This window comes from Nocardia sp. NPDC049707, from assembly GCF_040674855.1.
Lineage (GTDB): Bacteria > Actinomycetota > Actinomycetes > Mycobacteriales > Mycobacteriaceae > Nocardia.
The window spans coordinates 136589-153319 of sequence record NZ_JBFANN010000004.1 but is presented as its reverse complement, the minus strand read 5'-3'; the positions used below and the strand labels follow the sequence as shown (position 1 = coordinate 153319).

At 65.9% G+C, this 16731-nt stretch carries 16 protein-coding genes; 2 read left to right on the top strand and 14 right to left on the bottom strand.

All coding sequences use genetic code 11. The features are described from left to right. Window positions 1-11: 11 nt before the first annotated feature. Entirely contained in the window at window positions 12-1436 is a 1425-nt protein-coding gene (gene mycP / locus AB0J29_RS06585) for a type VII secretion-associated serine protease mycosin (RefSeq protein ID WP_364780322.1), read from the bottom strand. An 18-nt stretch (window positions 1437-1454) separates the two neighbouring features. After that, the gene (gene eccD / locus AB0J29_RS06580; protein WP_364780318.1) at window positions 1455-2927 is read right to left on the bottom strand and encodes a type VII secretion integral membrane protein EccD; all 1473 of its coding nucleotides are present in this window, start codon (window positions 2925-2927) and stop codon (window positions 1455-1457) included. A 133-nt stretch (window positions 2928-3060) separates the two neighbouring features. Between eccD and eccA the strand changes: the two genes are divergently transcribed. Further along, window positions 3061-4878 carry a type VII secretion AAA-ATPase EccA gene (gene eccA, locus AB0J29_RS06575; RefSeq protein ID WP_364780315.1) on the top strand — a complete coding sequence of 606 codons (1818 nt, stop codon included), beginning with the start codon at window positions 3061-3063 and terminating at the stop codon, window positions 4876-4878. Between the two features lie 53 nt (window positions 4879-4931). Here eccA and eccB read toward each other — a convergent pair whose 3' ends face one another. Continuing rightward, complete coding sequence (eccB, locus tag AB0J29_RS06570; protein ID WP_364780312.1) at window positions 4932-6380, bottom strand: type VII secretion protein EccB; 1449 nt, start codon at window positions 6378-6380, stop codon at window positions 4932-4934. Window positions 6381-6473: 93 nt separating this feature from the next. On the opposite strand from eccB, the gene eccE reads away from it, so the two are divergent. Next, on the top strand, window positions 6474-8186 hold the full coding sequence (gene eccE, locus AB0J29_RS06565) for a type VII secretion protein EccE (protein ID WP_364780309.1): 1713 nt from the start codon (window positions 6474-6476) through the stop codon (window positions 8184-8186). Between the two features lie 66 nt (window positions 8187-8252). On the opposite strand, the gene AB0J29_RS06560 is transcribed toward eccE, so the two are convergent. The 11 genes from AB0J29_RS06560 to AB0J29_RS06510 form a co-directional block, all read right to left on the bottom strand. Beyond that, complete coding sequence (locus tag AB0J29_RS06560; protein WP_364780306.1) at window positions 8253-8540, bottom strand: hypothetical protein; 288 nt, start codon at window positions 8538-8540, stop codon at window positions 8253-8255. A gap of 34 nt (window positions 8541-8574) precedes the next feature. After that, the gene (locus tag AB0J29_RS06555; RefSeq protein WP_364780303.1) at window positions 8575-8874 is read right to left on the bottom strand and encodes a WXG100 family type VII secretion target; all 300 of its coding nucleotides are present in this window, start codon (window positions 8872-8874) and stop codon (window positions 8575-8577) included. 92 nt (window positions 8875-8966) lie between these two features. Next, window positions 8967-9755: an ESX secretion-associated protein EspG gene (locus AB0J29_RS06550; protein WP_364780300.1), complete on the bottom strand. Its 789-nt coding sequence runs from the start codon at window positions 9753-9755 to the stop codon at window positions 8967-8969. Further along, on the bottom strand, window positions 9752-10726 hold the full coding sequence (locus AB0J29_RS06545; protein ID WP_364780297.1) for a PPE domain-containing protein: 975 nt from the start codon (window positions 10724-10726) through the stop codon (window positions 9752-9754). The genes AB0J29_RS06550 and AB0J29_RS06545 overlap by 4 nt, the downstream gene beginning before the upstream one ends. 15 nt (window positions 10727-10741) lie before the next feature. Beyond that, window positions 10742-11038 carry a PE domain-containing protein gene (locus tag AB0J29_RS06540; protein ID WP_364780293.1) on the bottom strand — a complete coding sequence of 99 codons (297 nt, stop codon included), beginning with the start codon at window positions 11036-11038 and terminating at the stop codon, window positions 10742-10744. 12 nt (window positions 11039-11050) lie between these two features. Further along, window positions 11051-12400 (bottom strand): hypothetical protein, encoded by a 1350-nt coding sequence (locus tag AB0J29_RS06535; protein WP_364780290.1) that lies wholly within the window; start codon window positions 12398-12400, stop codon window positions 11051-11053. Beyond that, window positions 12400-12714 (bottom strand): type VII secretion target, encoded by a 315-nt coding sequence (locus AB0J29_RS06530; protein WP_364780287.1) that lies wholly within the window; start codon window positions 12712-12714, stop codon window positions 12400-12402. Before AB0J29_RS06530 ends, AB0J29_RS06535 begins: the two co-directional genes overlap by 1 nt. Window positions 12715-12902: 188 nt before the next feature. Further along, a complete protein-coding gene (locus tag AB0J29_RS06525) occupies window positions 12903-13211 on the bottom strand; it encodes a YbaB/EbfC family nucleoid-associated protein (protein WP_364780284.1) in 309 nt (102 codons plus the stop codon). Then, window positions 13208-13522, bottom strand: a complete 315-nt coding sequence (locus tag AB0J29_RS06520; protein ID WP_364780281.1) for a hypothetical protein — start codon at window positions 13520-13522, stop codon at window positions 13208-13210. Before AB0J29_RS06520 ends, AB0J29_RS06525 begins: the two co-directional genes overlap by 4 nt. Window positions 13523-13601: 79 nt before the next feature. Then, window positions 13602-14390 (bottom strand): ESX secretion-associated protein EspG, encoded by a 789-nt coding sequence (locus AB0J29_RS06515; protein ID WP_364780278.1) that lies wholly within the window; start codon window positions 14388-14390, stop codon window positions 13602-13604. Next, window positions 14387-16387, bottom strand: a complete 2001-nt coding sequence (locus AB0J29_RS06510; protein ID WP_364780275.1) for a hypothetical protein — start codon at window positions 16385-16387, stop codon at window positions 14387-14389. The genes AB0J29_RS06515 and AB0J29_RS06510 overlap by 4 nt, the downstream gene beginning before the upstream one ends. Between the last annotated feature and the right edge of the window lie 344 nt (window positions 16388-16731).

Below are 16731 nucleotides of genomic sequence, written 5' to 3'. Positions count from 1 at the left end.
CTACCGTCCTGTCACTGGTCTTCGGCCGGATCGACACTGGCCTTGCCGCCGCGCCGAAACGGAATCGATGCCGCATAACCGATCCCGAGGAGCGCGAGCAACGCGATGGAACCGATGGTCGCGACCCGACGCGGCGCCGGATCGATATACGGCGGCGGCGTGGGGCCGGCGATGGGCCGGGCGGTGTCGGCCCCGGCACTCACCGGTTTGTCGGGCAGCTGAGCTGTCAACGCGGCCAACGGATCGATGAGGCCGTGGCCGAGCCGGTCGTTGCGCCCGGTACCGGGCGCCTGCGCGGTCCTGATGATCCGGTCGATCACCTGTTGCGCCGACAGTTCCGGAAAACGGGATCGCACCAGCGCGGCGAGTCCGGATACATAGGCGCTGGCGAAGCTGGTGCCGTCGATGGGTCCGCTGCCGTCGGAGGTCTGCGTCGCGTCGACCAGTCCCGTGCCGCCGGGTTTGCTGTCCAGCGAAATGATGTTGCGCCCCGGTGCGGCGACACCGACCCACGGCCCGTTGACGGAGAATGCCGATGCCGTGCCGTCGGGTTCGCTGGAGGCCACCGATAACACATAGGCGTGGTACCAGGCCGGAGTGACGATCGTGCTCACCCCACTCCAACCGGATCGCTCGTTCTGCGTCTCGCACGCGGTGCCCTGCCCGGTGTTCCCGGCAGCCGCGACCACCACGACGTTGTGGTCGTAGGCGTACTTCACCGCCGCACCGAGCGCGCCATCGGCCGGATCCGAACCCGCTGGCACACAGGCCACTTCCGAAATGTTGATCACGGTCGCACCGAGATCGACAGCGCGCACCACGGCCGCGGCCAGGGTCAGCACCGTTCCGTAGCCTTCGCGTGAGATGGTGCCCGGCTCATCGCGCCTGGCCCGGTTCTTGGACTCGTAGGCGTTGCTCAACTGCCGGATCGCCAGCACCGTGGCCTCCGGCGCGACACCGGAGAAGCCGTCGTCCGGGCTCGGCCGGGCGGCGATGATGCCCGCCACGATGGTTCCGTGCGCGTCACAGTCGACGGTCCCATCCGAGTTGGAGACGAAGTCACCACCGGCCTGCAGGTCGGGCAAGCGCGGATGCCGGTTGACGCCGGTATCGATGACGGCGACCTTCTGTCCGGCGCCGCGACTGAACTGCCATGCGGACGATAAGCCCAGAATGCGTTGGGACAGTGGCGGATCGCGCGGCACCTCGCCTCTGAGCAGCGGTTCGGCACAGATCAGGCGCTGCTCGGTCTCATCGGGCGGCCGGTTGCCCGCGTTGAGGGCGATCGCCGGGCCCAGCGCGCCGTCATCGACGCCGGGCGGCCCGATCGCCTGCGCCGGTGCCGGCATTCCGGCGCTCAGGCTCAGTAACAAGGCGACCAACACCGCCCGCGCGGCCCGGCGGACGCCGGATGGTCGGGCATTGCGTCCACTCATCGCGAAACCCACCCCGAGTCAAAGATTCCGGGCGGCCGAGTACAGATCCATAATCCACAGCACCAGCGGAATGATGGTGACGATCAGCAGATACTCGAAGATTTCCCCGGCTCGACGGGTGACCGGCGACATCTCGGTGTGCGGTCCGATCACACCGAAGCCGACGGCGGCCGTCGTGACCACCAACAGCAGTCCGGCGATCGGCATCAGCCAGGAGGTATGTCCGAGACCGACGCCGACACCGACCGCCACCAATGCCAGTGCGCCGCACCCGATCAGCGTCGACGCCTGGACCAGATCAGCGAAGGCACGCCCGCGCAGACACAGGATCAGCGCGATGACCACAGCCAGTGCGATGCCCTGCCACCGCGCCGCGCCGAGCGGATCCGCGGCGAGCACCGCGCCGACCGCGGCAGCGCCGCCGCAGCCGATGACCATGCCGGACTGGTACTCGTTCGCCGCGCGCGCTCGCTGTTCGAGCCCGGCCGCCGAGGGCAGCGCGGTGGCGCCGATCGCGCCGATGTCCTCGATCGTCGGGCGTGGTTCGTGGTCGATCGGATCGATCGCGCCGCCCGCGGTCGGCACCGGCGGCACCGGAAGCCGGGCGGCGGCGACCGCGATCCTCGGCACCATAGTGATCACGATCAGTGCGGCGACCAGTACGCCCGCCGCGATCTTGGACAGCGCCGGATCCCACACCATTCGGACCAGCGCACTGAAGCCGGTGAAGAGAACCGTGGTGATGACCGCGGTGAACATGGTGGCGCCGATGCGGGTCGCGCTGTAACACACCGCGGCCGTCACCAGGGTCGCCACCGAGGCCAGCAGCAGATGCGGGCTGCCGAAATGGCCCGGCACGAAAAGCGCTGCCCCAGCGAAGAGCAGCACCAGCGCGTAGAGCGACAGCACGATCACCGGAAGCGACGCCTGGTAGCGCCGGGACACGATGACGGCCGCACCGGCCGCGAGCAGGCCGGGGCCGAGAGCGATGAACCCGACGGCAGCGCCCGCGCCGTCGGCCTTGGCCACCGCGAGCAGCACCGTGGCGGCGAGTACCGCGACCAGACCGGCCATCAGGCCCATCCACCGCGCGGATACCGGTGACCACGTGTGGAACGTTTCGGCAGTCAACTTGGACACCGCGTCGATGACGTCATCGAACAACGCGGGCGATTCCTTGGCGGTGACCGAGCGCAACACCAGCAGCTCGCCGTCGAAAACCTCGGCGTCGGTGAGCGATTGGCTGGGCGGGATCGGGTCGCGACCGATCCGGGCCAACGTCCAGTGCTGGGTTCGCAGCGGCGCGCTGTCGTCGTGTTCGGTCAGATCCGGATTACGCGACTCGATCAGCTCGACCACGTCGGTGATGTAGGCGGCAATCGGAACCGTTGCCGGCAATCCCAAATCCAACTGGGTGTTACCACCGATGACTGACACTCGGCTCAGTTCCGGATCAACGGCACCCAAGCCACTGCTCGACGAATCGGTCACGGTTTGGATGACCCCCTACATTGACGCACTAACCACCTGACAACGTACTCAACTTAACGGACAAACCAAGTCCTCGCAGCCGGTATGCTGGGCGAGAAATAGCACATTCGTAGGTGTTTAGGGGCAAACCCGTATGACCGGCAACCGCCAAGCACAACGCGCCTTCGATGCCGGCGTTCTGTCATTGGGCATTGCGATCGACGGGCAGGAATCTGTCCGCGATCTAGAGTATGCGAAGCTCGCCTTCCAACGGGCCACCGAATGGGATCCCGGGATGTGCGATGCATGGCTCGGGCGTGCCGCGGCTGGAGAACTCACTCGAGAAGTGATCTTCAATCTCTACAAGACCAGCACCGCAACACTTTTTCGCGAACAACGCCGTTTGGGCCTGCAACCGCGAATACTCGCCGGCCGCTTCGTCGTCGGCCTGTATATCGATTACCCATTGGCCAGTTACACCGAGATCTGCCTCGCGCAGGCCGCGCAACTGATCACCGACGGTGAATACGACGAGGCCGAGCGAGTATTGGACGAGTTGGCCAAACACCGCTCGGCCCAGATTTCGCAGCCCGACCGGGAAATCGACGATCGAGTCTGCGCGTACGTGCGCGGCGTGCTGCACTACACGACCCAGCGCTGGCCCGATGTGATGACGGTACTGGCCGGTTCGGCGGCGTGGGACGATCCCTACCTCGCGGCGGGCGCGCACGTCATGGTCGGCACTTCCTGCGCCCAGTTGGGCTTGTTCGGCGAGGCGCTGCGCCGGATGGAAGCCGCTGAAGCGGGCCCCATTCCGGCAGCCGCGACCACTGCCCGGTTCTGCCGCGGCCTGTGCCTGCGCGAAATCGGCCAGGAGGACCAGGCCCAGTCGCTGTTCGAGAAGGTCTACTCCGAGGCGCCGGACTTCGAGGCCAACACCGCGGCCATGCGCGACCGCAAGTACCGCATCACCGTGACCGGCAAGGAGCAGATCGCGGCTCGTACCAATCGCTGGGACCCCGCCTCCGCACCGACGGCCGAGCAGATGGGCCGTGAGGAACGCGACGACAAGGCCAAGCGGATCTTGGAGATCGCGCGCGCCGAACTCGATGAGCAGATCGGTCTGGCCGCGGTGAAGACCCAGGTCGCGAAGTTGCAGGCGACTGCCCAACTGGCGAAGATCCGGGCCGAGAAAGGGATGGCCAGCGCCTCACGCGGCCAGCACCTGGCCTTCACCGGCCCGCCCGGAACCGGCAAGACCACCGTCGCCAGGGTGGTCGCCAAGATCTATTGCGGCCTCGGCATATTGAAGACCGACAAGCTGATCGAAGCCAAGCGCGCCGATTTCGTCGGCCAGCATCTGGGCAGCACCGCCATCAAGACGAACAAGTTGATCGACAGCGCCATGGACGGCGTGCTGTTCATCGACGAGGCATACACGCTGATCCAGACCGGTCTGTCCGGTGGCGACGCCTTCGGCCGCGAGGCCGTCGACACGCTGCTGGCCAGGATGGAGGACGACCGGGATCGCCTAGTGGTGATCATTGCCGGGTACAGCGGCGAAATCGACCGCTTCCTGGCCTCCAATGACGGTCTCGCGTCCCGGTTCGCCAAGCGCGTGAAGTTCGATTCGTATACGCCGGAGGAGCTCGGCGAGATCGGGCGATTCATTGCGCGCAAACGGGATTCGGAGCTCTCCGACGAGGCGCAGGCCCAGCTGGTCGCCTCGTGCATCGAACTGTACGGGCGCGAGTCCACCGATCAGAACGGTGAACTCCACCGCGGTATCGACCTGGCGGGCAACGGCCGGTTCATCCGCAATGTGATCGAGGCGGCCGAGGAAGAGCGCGAGTTCCGGCTGGCCAACGACGAAAGCCTCGATCTGTCAGCGGTCGACGAAGCGGTGCTGATGCGCATCGAGGCCGACGATATGCGCAACGCCCTCGACAACGTGCTGGCCACCATCCGCTGAGACGACTCCGGCCCCGGTATGCACGGGGCCGGATTCGTCGGGGAGCGCGGGCGCTATCGCGCGGTGGGCAGGGTGTCGTGGCTGAGCAGCGCCTCGTCCCGCGACAGGGTCGGGCCCGGCACCATCTGGCTGATGATCGGCCACGGCGCGGGGCGCGGCTTCGCCTCCAGCCCCAGCACCGCGGCGGTCTCGGCGTCCGGCACGCCGTAGCGAATACCGTTGTCGCCGATGTAGAACAGCGTCCCCTTGCGGATGGTGTCCGGTTCGATGCCGGTGGCCTGGACGTACTCCCCCGAATTCGGCCGCAGGTACGTGGAATCGATGCGGTCGCCGACGCCGTCGCCGGTCGCGAGTTCGACGGTTTTGGCGTTCTCGCCCAGCGGCAGTTCCCGACCGGCGAGAATCGTGACCGTCGCGGCCGGATCGTCGGCCGACTTCGACCACATCATGCAGCCGACCTTGTTGTCCTCGGGTGTGAGAATGCGCGGGACCTGCTGGGGGAACTGGTCCACCGGCAGCCTGCTCACCACCGGCACGCCGACCAGCCGGTCCGGCGGCACCGCGATGATCTCGTTCATCTGTTGTGAGTTCGCATTGCGGATGACCTCGGCGGCGAACGGCGACAGCCGCTGCACACCATCGGCGAGCACCACGTACAGCTCCTCGGCGTCGACACCGCGCACCCGGATCACGCCACCGATCGGCACGCTCTGCAGCCGGCCTGGGCCGGGTTCGCCCACCCGGTCGATCTTCGGCGGCGTGAGCGCCGGGACCTGGGTCGCCGAGTTCAGCAGTCCCGCGCTGACCGGCCGCGCATTGTGCTGGCGCAGGCCGAGCGAGCGCACCAGCACCGAATCGGTGGGATCGACCTCCGCGCGCTTGCCGTCGAACAGCAGGTAGGTCTTGCCGTTGCGCTGCACCAGCAACGCTTCCTCGCCGTGCAGCGCACGCGCATTGCCCGGTCCGTCGGAGTCGAGCGGACCAGCGATGACCGTGGTCTCGGCGCCTGGCGAGCCCGCGGCGCTACCGGCTGCCGACAGCGCGACGGTGTCACACAGCGTCCAGATCGAACGGTTGCCGGAGGCGGAGCCGGGCAGCACGGCGGGTGCGCCGGGGATCCCCAGCAGCGGCCCACGCGGCAGGGTCAGCTTGGCTTCCTTCACCGAAGTCGGCGCCTCGGCGCTCTCGGCGATGAGCCGGGCCGAGGCCAGGTTCAGCGCCGGATGCAGTGTTCCGTCGACCACGGCGTACAGCGCGCCGCTCTCCTTGCCCATCACGATCTTCGCGTCGCCGATCGAACCCTGCGGCCGCAGGAAGGACATGATCGCCGCACCCGCAACCACCAGAATGCCGAGGACCGCGCCGACGATCAGCGAACGGAACTGAGACCGCATCGGATCGTGCAACATGCGCACGTCGCGCCGGATCAACGCATGCTCATACCGTTTCAGCAGAAACCGGTAGCCGTTGACTTGCGCACGGGTGGTCAACTGTGCAGGCACGACGCCTCCGAATGACGCGAATGAAGCCGGCGAGCCGGTGAGCTCGTGCGACAACAGTAGCGAAGCCGGGGAACTTCGGTCCATTATGAGCGCATGGGCTCCTCGACAGCCGACACCGAAACGCGCGTTCCGGCACCGCCGCTGCACTCACCCGACCTCTGGTTGTTCCGAAACCTCCCGCTCCGTTTGGTGATTCCGGTCGCGCTGATCGCGGTGGCGTCATCCCTGGTCGCCGTGATCTTCGGCGCCTCGACTCCGATCGCGGCGGCGATATGCGCCGCGGTGCTGCTGATCGGTCTGGTTCCGTTCCGCGGTACCTCGCTCGCACGGTTCCTGGACGAGGAGATCGCCTTCCGGTGGCGGGCTTTTCGCCATCGCTCCGCCACCGTCGATCAAGCGCCGTTCGATGTACCGCTTCCCGAGGGCGGGGCGTATGGCATGCGCTGGGACGGCTCCCGCCTGATCACCATGCTGCGCATCGAGGCGCACCCGCGCACGGTGACGCTGTTGAGTCCGCGGGCGCTGATCGCCGATGACATGATGCCGCTGCCCGAGATCGCGCACTGTCTCGATCAATTCGATATCGGCCTGGCCTCGATCGATGTGATCAGCACCGGTGCGCGCACCGCGGGAACGGGCGCGGTGGCGCAGTTGTACGAGCGCATCCTCGGCCCGCTGCCCGCGGTGGCGCACCGGACCGTCTGGGTGGTGCTGCGGCTCGATCCGCTCGCCAACGCGGCCGCGGTCAATCGGCGCGGTGGCGGGGCCACCGGCACGCTGCGGTCCGCTATCGTCGCCACCAGGCGGGTGGCGAACCGCCTCGCCGCTCGCGGCCTGACCGCGTCGGTGCTCTCCGCGGCCGAAATGACCGGGGCGGTCAACCAACTGATTCGGCACGCGCCGCTGGACGAGTTCACCGAGACGGCCCACAGCGTCGAACACGACGGCATCCACTACACGACATACCGGATGGCGCCGCAAGCGCTCGGCCCGCGCGGGTTCGCAGCGGTCTGGTCGACGCCGACCATTGCCACGACGGTCACCATGCGGCTGCAGCGCACGAACAACTCCACGCCGAAGCGGGGTGACGCCGGTATCGAGGTCACCGCGGTCGCGCGATTCGATACTCGCGACAAGCCCGCCGACGTGCGCGCAGCCGGGCTGGTGCCCTTGCCGGGCAAGCAATTCCGGGCGCTGCTGTACACCCTCCCGGTCGCCGCTCGCGGCCAGCAGTTCAGCCCCGAAAGCTATCTCGGCAAGCCGGATTCGCTGGCCGATCTACCGGTCCCGATCGCAGGCTGCGGACAGCTGATCGGTGCGGACTCCTCGGGGCAGGGCGTCGCGCTGCCGCTGGTCGGCCACCATGTGCGGCGGGTGGAGGTGATCGGCTCCCTGCTGGTGGCACAGCAGATGATCCTGCGTGCCATCGCGCTCGGCGCCGCCGTCGTCGTGCACACCAACCGGCACGAGGCCTGGCGGCCGATGGTCGCCGACGTCGACGCACCGCAATCGTTGATGCTGGCAGCGTGGTCCGCGGGATCACAGCAGGCCAGCGCCCATCGGTTCGCCGATGTCGTGGTCTACGACGGCATCGCGCCCTCCACGCACCATTCCGACGCCACCGTCGTACTCCTGCGTAACACGCCCGTCGCCGATGACTCCTTCGAACCCGATGTGACGCTCACCGAGGATCCCGAGACGACCAACCTGGTCACCGTCGATACCGCGGGTGAGTCGACGACCGTCCACATGGTCGCGACCCCGGACGAACTGCGCTACCTGCATGTGGGAATGGCCGCGGTGTGAGGGCCGCCGACGCACGATAAGCCCCGGTCAGCCGAATGGATGACCGGGGCTTATCGCTGAAGGCGATCAGAAAGCGTTGTAGACCTTCTGGTCCGCGGCCTTCGCATTGTTGAATGCGTAATCGATCGCATCGCGCAGCTTCTCGAGCTTGAGGTGCGTATCGCCGAGCCCTTCTTCGCCGAGCAGCACGTCGACCTTTTGCTGGAAGGCGACAGCCGACTCGTTTTCTTCCCAGCCGACTTTGATCAGCTTATCGCGAGCCGCGACGAGCGCATCCTTGTAGCCGTCCAGATCCTTGTAATATTGATCCATGTCGGTGAGCAACTGCTGATGGACCGCATCGGTATAAAGCATAGAATTCTCCTATCGGGCAGTAAGTTCGTCCGAATTAAATGAGGTTGGTCAGAGCGTCGACGTTCGTCGGATCGACATTCGCGAGGGTGGTATTGCCCTCGGAAACCGTCTGGTTCACGTCGTCAATTTTCTTATTGAGATCCGCGGCCTCTTCCTGCCACGCGGTGGATGCCTTCTGTCCGGCAATCGCCGCGTCACCTTCCCAACCGGAACGCGCGGCATCGAAGGTCTCCTGGACCTTGCTGATCGTCGTGCGAATGCCATTGATGGCGTCGAGGAATTCGTTGACGACCTCGGACGCTTCTTTGGCGGTATAACTAGTTTGCCCAGCCATTGTTCACCCTTTCCATTTCATTACGTATTGCCGGATCCGCTGTGCTGTCGCCGCGGTGGTAGTCGCTCGCTGCGTCATCTCCGATGCGTTGACTAGGGCATCCACCTTCCTCCCGGCAGTGATTCGATCAGCGCGGAAATCGCCTGTGCGATCCGATGATCGGTGCCCGGGGTGAAGGTCGACCAGACTCGCAGGTCCGGCGCAGCGCCGGGACTGGCGACGATACGACCCCGCGAGGTGTCGTATACCGCTACCGCTCCGGACGTTCTGGTGGTCATGCCATCGTCGTAGGCATAGGCGACGATCTCGGCATGCGCGTGACAGCTCGACATGGCGAGGCCGAATTCGATCGCGTCGCGAGTGTCCACCCCGAGCCCGTAGAGGATCTGGGTGTAGTCACTGGATCCGGTGGCCGCGTCCAGACGTTCACGCAGTTCTTCCATCGGCGCGCTGACGCTGGGGATCGCCCCGGGCGGGCACGGACCCAGTGCGTCGAGCACCGGTCGCGCCAATGCCGTTGCGTCGTCGTCGGCCCAGGTCGTTCGCACCTCGAACGCGTCACCGGTCCGCGATGCCAGAGCGTGCTCGCTGCCCCGGCGAGCCAGACAGACTTGGCGGACACCGGATTCGGTGTAGATCCTGGCCGCGAGCTCGCGCTCGGGCTTGGCCAGGATGCGTAGTGCGTCGGCCAGTTCGGGAGCCACATCGTCGTACTTGTCGACCAGTCCCGCGCCGCGCAGATTCGCGAGGGCATTCTGGCGCGCCGCATTCCAGGCTTCGACCGAATCCTGTTGCGGGCCGACACCGAGCACCAGCGGCAACGTCTGCACGCCGAGCAGATCGGAGACGGCAAGCAAGCCGTCGTTGGTCACTGTCGTCATGGCGCCTGCCCGGTAGCCGTAGCCTGCGCCGTCTCAACCGGTCCGCCGAGTACCGCTGGTGCGGCGGCGATTCCGGCGTCGAGTTCCACCGACTCGCCGGGCAGCGCGGACGCCGCGGCGGCACGCGCGGTGCGCTCGGCATCCTGCATCGCGGTCCCGGGCGACATGCCGGTCGCGGGCATCATGCGGCTGGTACTCGATTCGGCCGCCGCGGTCGACTGTTGGCGTGCGGTGACTTCCGGCTCGGTGACCGATTGCGCGAACGTCCGCGTGTGGTACGCGCCCTTCACCCGCGGCATCGCGGTCATCCCGCCGAATCCGCCGGCGAACGAGACCGGTGCGAAACCACCAGGTGTGGACGCGACCGGTTTGGGTTCGGCCGCAGCGCGTTCGGCGTCGAGTGCGGCGCTGGACGCGATGACCGGCGGCGCCGCATGCTGCCATGGCGTGGCCAGCGGCGTCGCCGCCGATTCATAGGTGCGCATCACCCGAGCCGCGTTGGCCTTCGCCAGATCCTGTTCGGCATCCACCGCGGCCGCGGCCCCGACGAGTGGGCCGCCGAGACCAGCGCCCATCTGTTCGATCGATTGCTTCGCCGCTTCCAGCGCGGCGATCTCCGCGACATGGGGCATGGTCAGCTTCGCGAGCTCATAGGCCATGGCTTGACGACCCGCGCGCGTGGCGTTCTGCCCGGCAGAACCCGCTGCTTCGATCAACCACTCGCGCAGGGTGCTGATGCGCTCGAGTACGGCCTCACTCGTATCGGAGCGCCACGCCTCCCGAATCGCCCCGATGATCTGGTCGTATTCGACTACGGCGCCACCGAAACTCGCGGCGAGGCGGGCCAAGGCGGCGGACGCCTCGGCCATCGGCGCCGCGCCGCGGCCGGTCATGAGATCCTTCGCCAGTTGTTCGGTGGGTCTGGCTTCCCAGACCACACCGGTGAAACCGGGGATCGGCGGTTCGACCATTCCTATTACTCCGCGTTATGCCGATGCCCTGAAGCCGTCGGCGTTCTCGTTGTCCATCACCAGCAGCTGCTGCGACTGTGAACGCAGTGCGGCGGCCAACTTGCGCAACTCGAGAATGCCCGCGACCGCTGTCTCGTCGTAGGACGAGCCAACCGCACGCATGGTTTCCGCGGCGCGCAATGAAACCTCGTCCAGTCCAGCCGATTCCACGGCCAGCGCCGGCCTGTTCGCCCGCAGATCGGCCTCCAGCCGATCCGCGAGTGCGTCCAAATCGGTCGCGGTCTTATGCGCCCGGGCAGGATCGAATTCCATGACGACCTCCTGTCAGAGGGTGAGTGCCTGGTCCGGCGGTTCGTTGTCCAGATGATCGGAAACTCGTTCGGCGGCACCGACTACCGGCAGCGAAACTCCCTCGATATCGCCGACGACCTCGTTGCCGTGTTGTGCGGTCACCAACTGGCCGCGCAGTCCGTCGGCGCTCTCCTCGGCGGAACGGGCCATCCCTGCGCCCGTGCCGGCCGCGCCCATCGGCATCATGCCGGGTGAGCTGGTGGTGGCGCTGCCGCGCGCCGCGGCACTCGATCCACCCGAACCCGAACCCGAACCCGCCGAACTCGCTCCGGTCGCACCGGCCGCGCCGAGGGCGCCCGCACCGCGCGTGTCGACCCAGGGACTCAGTGGCCTGGCCGGGGTCGCGACCGCGCCCATACCGCCGCCTCCGCCCATGCCGATCGGGGTGCCGCCTCCGGCCGCACTGAACTTCTGCTGGTCGAGCTTGTCCTTATCCAGCTCACTGGCCGGTTTCACGGGATTCAACGCCGCATGCGCTTGGGCGATCGACTGCGCACCGGTCGTCGCCGCGGACGCCAGCGGACCGACCATCTGCATCAGCTGCGAAACCATCTGCATCGGGTCGACGCCCTTGGGGGCGTCGGTGATCGGAACCTTGGTTCCGGTCTTGGCCATTTCGGCACTGTGCACGGTGAGTTCACCACGGGTCTCGGCCACCACCGCGGTCGCCTCGGCCAGGGTTTCCGCCGACATGGCCAGCACGAACGCCTGGCCGCCCGGAGTCGCCAGAAACGGGGCCGACGCCGTCAGCGAGGCCATGTACTTCGCGATAATCCCTGCCATCATGGCCGATCCCCGGAACACCGTGCCCGCGGCATTGGCTACGCCGAGCGAGGTTTCCGCGCCCTGCGCAGCGACATTCGTGCCGTCCTTCTGCGCCTGCGTGCCCTTCTCGGCTGCCTTCTCCGCAGCCTGGCTCTGCCACAATTGCATCGCCATCTGCAGTGCCGTACTGCCCAGTTGCACAACCGTCTGGACTACGGAGGAGATCTGCGACAGCACCTGAGTGGGGTCGGCGACGGGAGCAGCGGCCGGTATCGGATTCTCCGGGTCCGCGCCGGCGGTCTCCGCGGGAGCGGCCGCCGGGGCGGGAAACTGGCCGGTGCCGAAGGTGGCCGCCAGATCGGTCAGCGGTTTCGCCAGTAGCGACAGGTCGATGACCGGTAACGGCGGCAGATCCGGAAGCGGCGGCAGCCCAGCCAGATCCGGCAATTGCGGCAAACCCATATCCTTCAGGACATCGTTCACCGGCCGGGTCAGCATCGGACCCACCGCGCTCTCGCGCAGCAGATCCAGTACCGATTGATCGACCGCGTCCGACATCAGGCTCTGCCGATCGTATCGATCTCTGCCGCCGAACCCTCATCCGTTGTCTGGTAGGTGGCGGCGCCCTCATGCAGGCTCACCGCGGTCATGGCGTGCACATACGCCAGTTCACCGACCGATTGCAGATGATTGCCCTGCGCGACCGCGAAGGCTCCGAGGAAGTCCTGACCGATCAGACCGAAAACCGGGATGGCGGCGGCCATCGTGGCCGCCTGGTTCACCGCCCCCGCGGTCGCGACGTTGGCGGCCATCGTGGCCGCGGCGTCGCCGTAGGCGCGAATCGCATCGGGAACTGCGGCAATATCACTCATCGGGAAACACCCTCTGCGAGAATACGATTGGTACGTTGAATCGAATGTACCGATCTAAGGGCTTCGGCTCGGTGAGTCTTCGGGTCGAGTGTCTTAAGAGCTAGTAAAGAATTGGTGGTCATCCGCACTGTCGCGGACACAGCTACGACGGCCACGTCCACACGTGGCCATCGATCACCTCGGCTGTTCTATCGCGGCAGGTCCGCGCCCTCCGCGTTGAATGCGTTGATCAACTCGGCCCGTTCCGCGAAGGCCCGTGCTGCCGCCTGCGCCGCGGTGGCGACCAGCAGTTGCTCGAAATCGCGCGGCGACATCCGCGATACCGCAGTCGTGAAGACAAGGTCGCACAACGCACCGTTGCCGTCCACTTCGGCGGTGATCGCACCATCGGTGGAGGTTTCCCGAACCCGGATGGCGGCCATCCGCTCACCCAACTCCCGCATCCGGTGCAACTGCCGATGCGCCCGCGCCTCGATCTCGTCCATCACATGGTTCATACCGACCTCAACCAGCTCTGCGGCTCTTCGTCGTACTCTTCCTCGTCGGCAAGCTCCTGCCGCGCAACATCTTCCGGCTTCGGCAACCCGGTCAGCGCCAGCATCTCACTGCTCAACCCCGCCGCGACCAATTGCTCCCGCCGCGCCAGCCCGGCCCGATTCGCCGCCTGCTTACACAACCGAACAATCCGCTGCGCAAGCTCAGCAGGATCTCGCCGCAACTCCTCCGGTTCCACCGAAACCGCCAGCGGCAGACCCTGTTCGGTAGTCCGAACCGAGATAGAACCGCTCCTGGACATCGCTGTCGACATGGCACCTCATCTCGTGATCACTTCTGGTAAGTCTATGACGAATTGCTTTATGGCACATGGATCGTGAACGCTCGGCTGGTTACACCCGCTCATCCTTGATGGCGCGCACAACAGTTGCGATCTGCGTGTTGATCACGGCGACGAACTGCCGCTTATCGACAGGGCGTGCCACCGGCGGGTTCGCGGAGACGATGGCGTAACGACCGTCATCGACCAGATCGCGCCAGGGAATACGGTTCTCGACGATGCCACGTGGACCGAACTTGGACTGCCCCTGGACGACGATCACTTGGCCCGCCGTCTCAACCGGTGCCTTCGAAAAAGCCTCCGATCGGTACGAGACCGTGTCGTCGAAATCGTCGAAGACGGCCGATACCTGGCGTTCATAGTCCAAATGTGCCGCATCGGTGTGCGTGGCCAGCTCGATCTCGCCACGCTGTCCCGCGGCTGCGTCGGGGAGTATCGCTACCAGCTCATCCGCTAGCGCAAGCGGATCACATTCGGTGAATGTGTAACCGCCACTGTGCAATACCGTCTCCCCCCGGATCTGGGTTGCGACAACTCCGAGGTCACCCCGTCGCGCGGCGACCACGCGCACGCACTTTTCCGTATTCTGCGGGTCCGCACCGTCCCATGCCGCCGCGATAACTCGAATGTCGGGGCGCGCCATCGCCTTCAGCAGTTCGAGCAGGTCGTTGTCCATTGTCGCGACGAGCTGCTCGCGCACCCCTATCCGCTCGCGAACGTAGTCGTTCCACAGCTCTGTGCGGCTGGTGAACACGAACGGTTGCGGAATGAAACCCTCGCGAAGGATGTCCTCCCATGCGACGACGAACTCGAGATCGGTCAGCTTCCAGGTTCGGTTCATTGCTCCACAACTGGTCGTACAACGCGCGGCGCGTCACCGAGCAAATCATCCATATGCTCGACGGATTCGAGGTACGCGGGCCGCTTGTGATTATTGCCTTGACCACCATCGGCGCCACGTCCGGCCGCGCCCGCCGGGCCGGGAGAACCGGGGGTGGCTGCCATCGGAGATGCTGCGCCGGCCCGGCCGAGCGCACCGAGACCGGTTGTCGCAGCGCTCGCGCGCGGGAAGAGTTTGGCCGACTCGGTGAGCTGCTTACCGGCCGAGAGCCCGCTCGTGCCGCCAGGCCCGGCGCCACCGCCGCCACCACCACCGAGCTTGGCCAGATCGCCTGGCGTCGGCATGCCGGGAATCCCGGCTCGCGCCGCGGCTGCCTGCTGCCCTGCCAATGCTTGCTGTGCGGCTTGCTGGGCGGCCGACATGGCCTGCTGCAATGCCTGTTCGCCGCCCGACATGGCCTTTTCCAACGCTTGCTGGGCTTGGGAAGCGGCCTGCTGAGCTTCTTGCTCGGCTTGTTGGGCGGCCTGCCTCGCTTCTTGCTCCGCCTGTTGCTTGCGGCCCTTCTCCTGCATTTCGCGCTGGTATGCGGCGGCCGCCTCTTCTTGCTGACGAGCCCTTGCCCGCTGCTCGTTGGTGTACTTCTCGTTTTCCTTGCGCTGTTGTTCCGCGTATTTATCCGCATCCCGTTGTCTACGAGCGGCGTCCTCGCGCTGTTGTTTCGTGTAGTTGTCCGCAGCCCGTTGTCTACGATCGGCTTCCTGCTGAGCTTGCCGTTGCCGTCGCGCGGCCTCCCCCGTCTGCTGTTGTTGCTGAGCAGACGTGCCAGGCCCGGAACTGGGTCCTGGACCGCCAGTGGTCGGCCGCGTGTGGGGATCGGTCGAGTTGGGAATTTCCTTGATCGGGCTGGTCGGCTGGGGCAGCGACGGTATCGACGTGTCCGATTCGGGAAGACCGATGAGGTAGGTGTTCTTGAAATTCTCGCGGTAGATCGGGGTCTGATCGGGGTAGGTTCCCCCGGTGGGGCCCGATCCCCCACCGGGGGCCGTGATTACCGGCCCGCTCGGCGCTTCGAATTCCTGGTTCGACCTATCGGTGGGCGTCTGCGGCATGACGGACTTGGTCAGCTGTAACCATCCCGAGGTGTAGGCAAGGTTTCCGCTGAGCGATCTCATCTGCGCGCGGAGATTCTGCGTATCCGTGACGTATTGGTTGGTTGCCAGCTTCGCGGCACCGGCGCCGTCACCGCCCCACTTCTCCCCGTTCGCCACGGCGCCGATCTTGTTGTTGAAGGTGGTGAAAACGTCGTCCAACACGCCGGCGAGCTTGTCCCACTGCCCAGCTCGCTTTCCCGGAGTCTGGTGATCGATCTCTTGCCCGATGCGGTAGAGGAACTGGTAGTCGAACTTATCCGGGTTCTCGCCCTCGGCGGCCGCACCCTTGAACATGTCACCCTGCGTGTTGTGCTCGGGCACGAACGAACCGTTCGGATTTCCGTTCGCGTTCTTGATCTTGCTCTTGTCGAGTTGGTCGAAACCGTGGAATCCCATCCGGTCGACTTTCGTGTCGACCTTCCCGAGATCGACGCCCAAGTCGCCGGCCTTCTTGGTCACCGGGGACACTTTCGAGAGAGCGGCGAGCCGGTCGAGCCGTTGGGAACTGTCGACTTCCGCGTTGATGTACGCCTTGCCTGCCGCGATGAAGGTGTCCATCATGTCGTTCTGGATGTCCAAATGCCGCTGCACGATGTCGCCGAAGTTATTGGCGCTGGTTACGTATTTCTGCGCCAAGGTATCGCTGGATGGCAGGGTGGTCGGCGCGAACGCCTTGATGTTCGCTAGTTCGCTGATCTCTTGTTTGACCGCGAGCAAGCGCCCGATCACCGCGTCGCAAGCATTCCTGAGGTCGGCGATGGCGGTGTCGTCCAGCTTGAGAGTCCCGTTCGCCGCCTGGTTCTTCAGACCCGACCAGGACGGTTGCGGAACATCATTCGGGGCCATCGATGACTCCTGCTGTCTCGGTGTCATGTGCGGAAGCACTCGGTCCTACCGACCCATACTGACATGGATTCGATTGCTGCCATTGTGTATTGCCATGTGATACCGAACCATGGTGACGGGCATAGATCGCCCTAAGGAACGGTAAGGAAACGGTCCGCGCCACGCCGACGCCAGGTCAACCGGGAATCATGGTGGTAACAGCGCTTGGTTGCGGAGGTGGATGACCATGGCCGACAATCCGATTTGTACGGCGACGATCCATCCATACGGCGTGGAGCACGCGCACCGGCTGATGCAGGTGCACCGAACGTGCCCGCGCTCCTGTCCTTCCCGGCGCGCCGCCC

Excerpts from the sequence above, each read along its gene's own strand:
- AB0J29_RS06540 (WP_364780293.1), bottom strand. The coding sequence starts at position 11,038 with ATGGAATTCGATCCTGCCCGGGCGCATAAGACCGCGACCGATTTGGAC.
- AB0J29_RS06520 (WP_364780281.1), bottom strand. The coding sequence starts at position 13,522 with ATGTCGACAGCGATGTCCAGGAGCGGTTCTATCTCGGTTCGGACTACC.
- eccE (WP_364780309.1), top strand. The coding sequence starts at position 6,474 with ATGGGCTCCTCGACAGCCGACACCGAAACGCGCGTTCCGGCACCGCCG.
- mycP (WP_364780322.1), bottom strand. The coding sequence starts at position 1,436 with ATGAGTGGACGCAATGCCCGACCATCCGGCGTCCGCCGGGCCGCGCGG.
- AB0J29_RS06515 (WP_364780278.1), bottom strand. The coding sequence starts at position 14,390 with ATGAACCGAACCTGGAAGCTGACCGATCTCGAGTTCGTCGTCGCATGG.
- eccA (WP_364780315.1), top strand. The coding sequence starts at position 3,061 with ATGACCGGCAACCGCCAAGCACAACGCGCCTTCGATGCCGGCGTTCTG.
- AB0J29_RS06550 (WP_364780300.1), bottom strand. The coding sequence starts at position 9,755 with ATGACGACAGTGACCAACGACGGCTTGCTTGCCGTCTCCGATCTGCTC.
- AB0J29_RS06530 (WP_364780287.1), bottom strand. The coding sequence starts at position 12,714 with ATGAGTGATATTGCCGCAGTTCCCGATGCGATTCGCGCCTACGGCGAC.
- AB0J29_RS06555 (WP_364780303.1), bottom strand. The coding sequence starts at position 8,874 with ATGGCTGGGCAAACTAGTTATACCGCCAAAGAAGCGTCCGAGGTCGTC.
- AB0J29_RS06545 (WP_364780297.1), bottom strand. The coding sequence starts at position 10,726 with ATGGTCGAACCGCCGATCCCCGGTTTCACCGGTGTGGTCTGGGAAGCC.
- AB0J29_RS06560 (WP_364780306.1), bottom strand. The coding sequence starts at position 8,540 with ATGCTTTATACCGATGCGGTCCATCAGCAGTTGCTCACCGACATGGAT.
- AB0J29_RS06525 (WP_364780284.1), bottom strand. The coding sequence starts at position 13,211 with ATGAACCATGTGATGGACGAGATCGAGGCGCGGGCGCATCGGCAGTTG.
- AB0J29_RS06510 (WP_364780275.1), bottom strand. The coding sequence starts at position 16,387 with ATGGCCCCGAATGATGTTCCGCAACCGTCCTGGTCGGGTCTGAAGAAC.
- AB0J29_RS06535 (WP_364780290.1), bottom strand. The coding sequence starts at position 12,400 with ATGTCGGACGCGGTCGATCAATCGGTACTGGATCTGCTGCGCGAGAGC.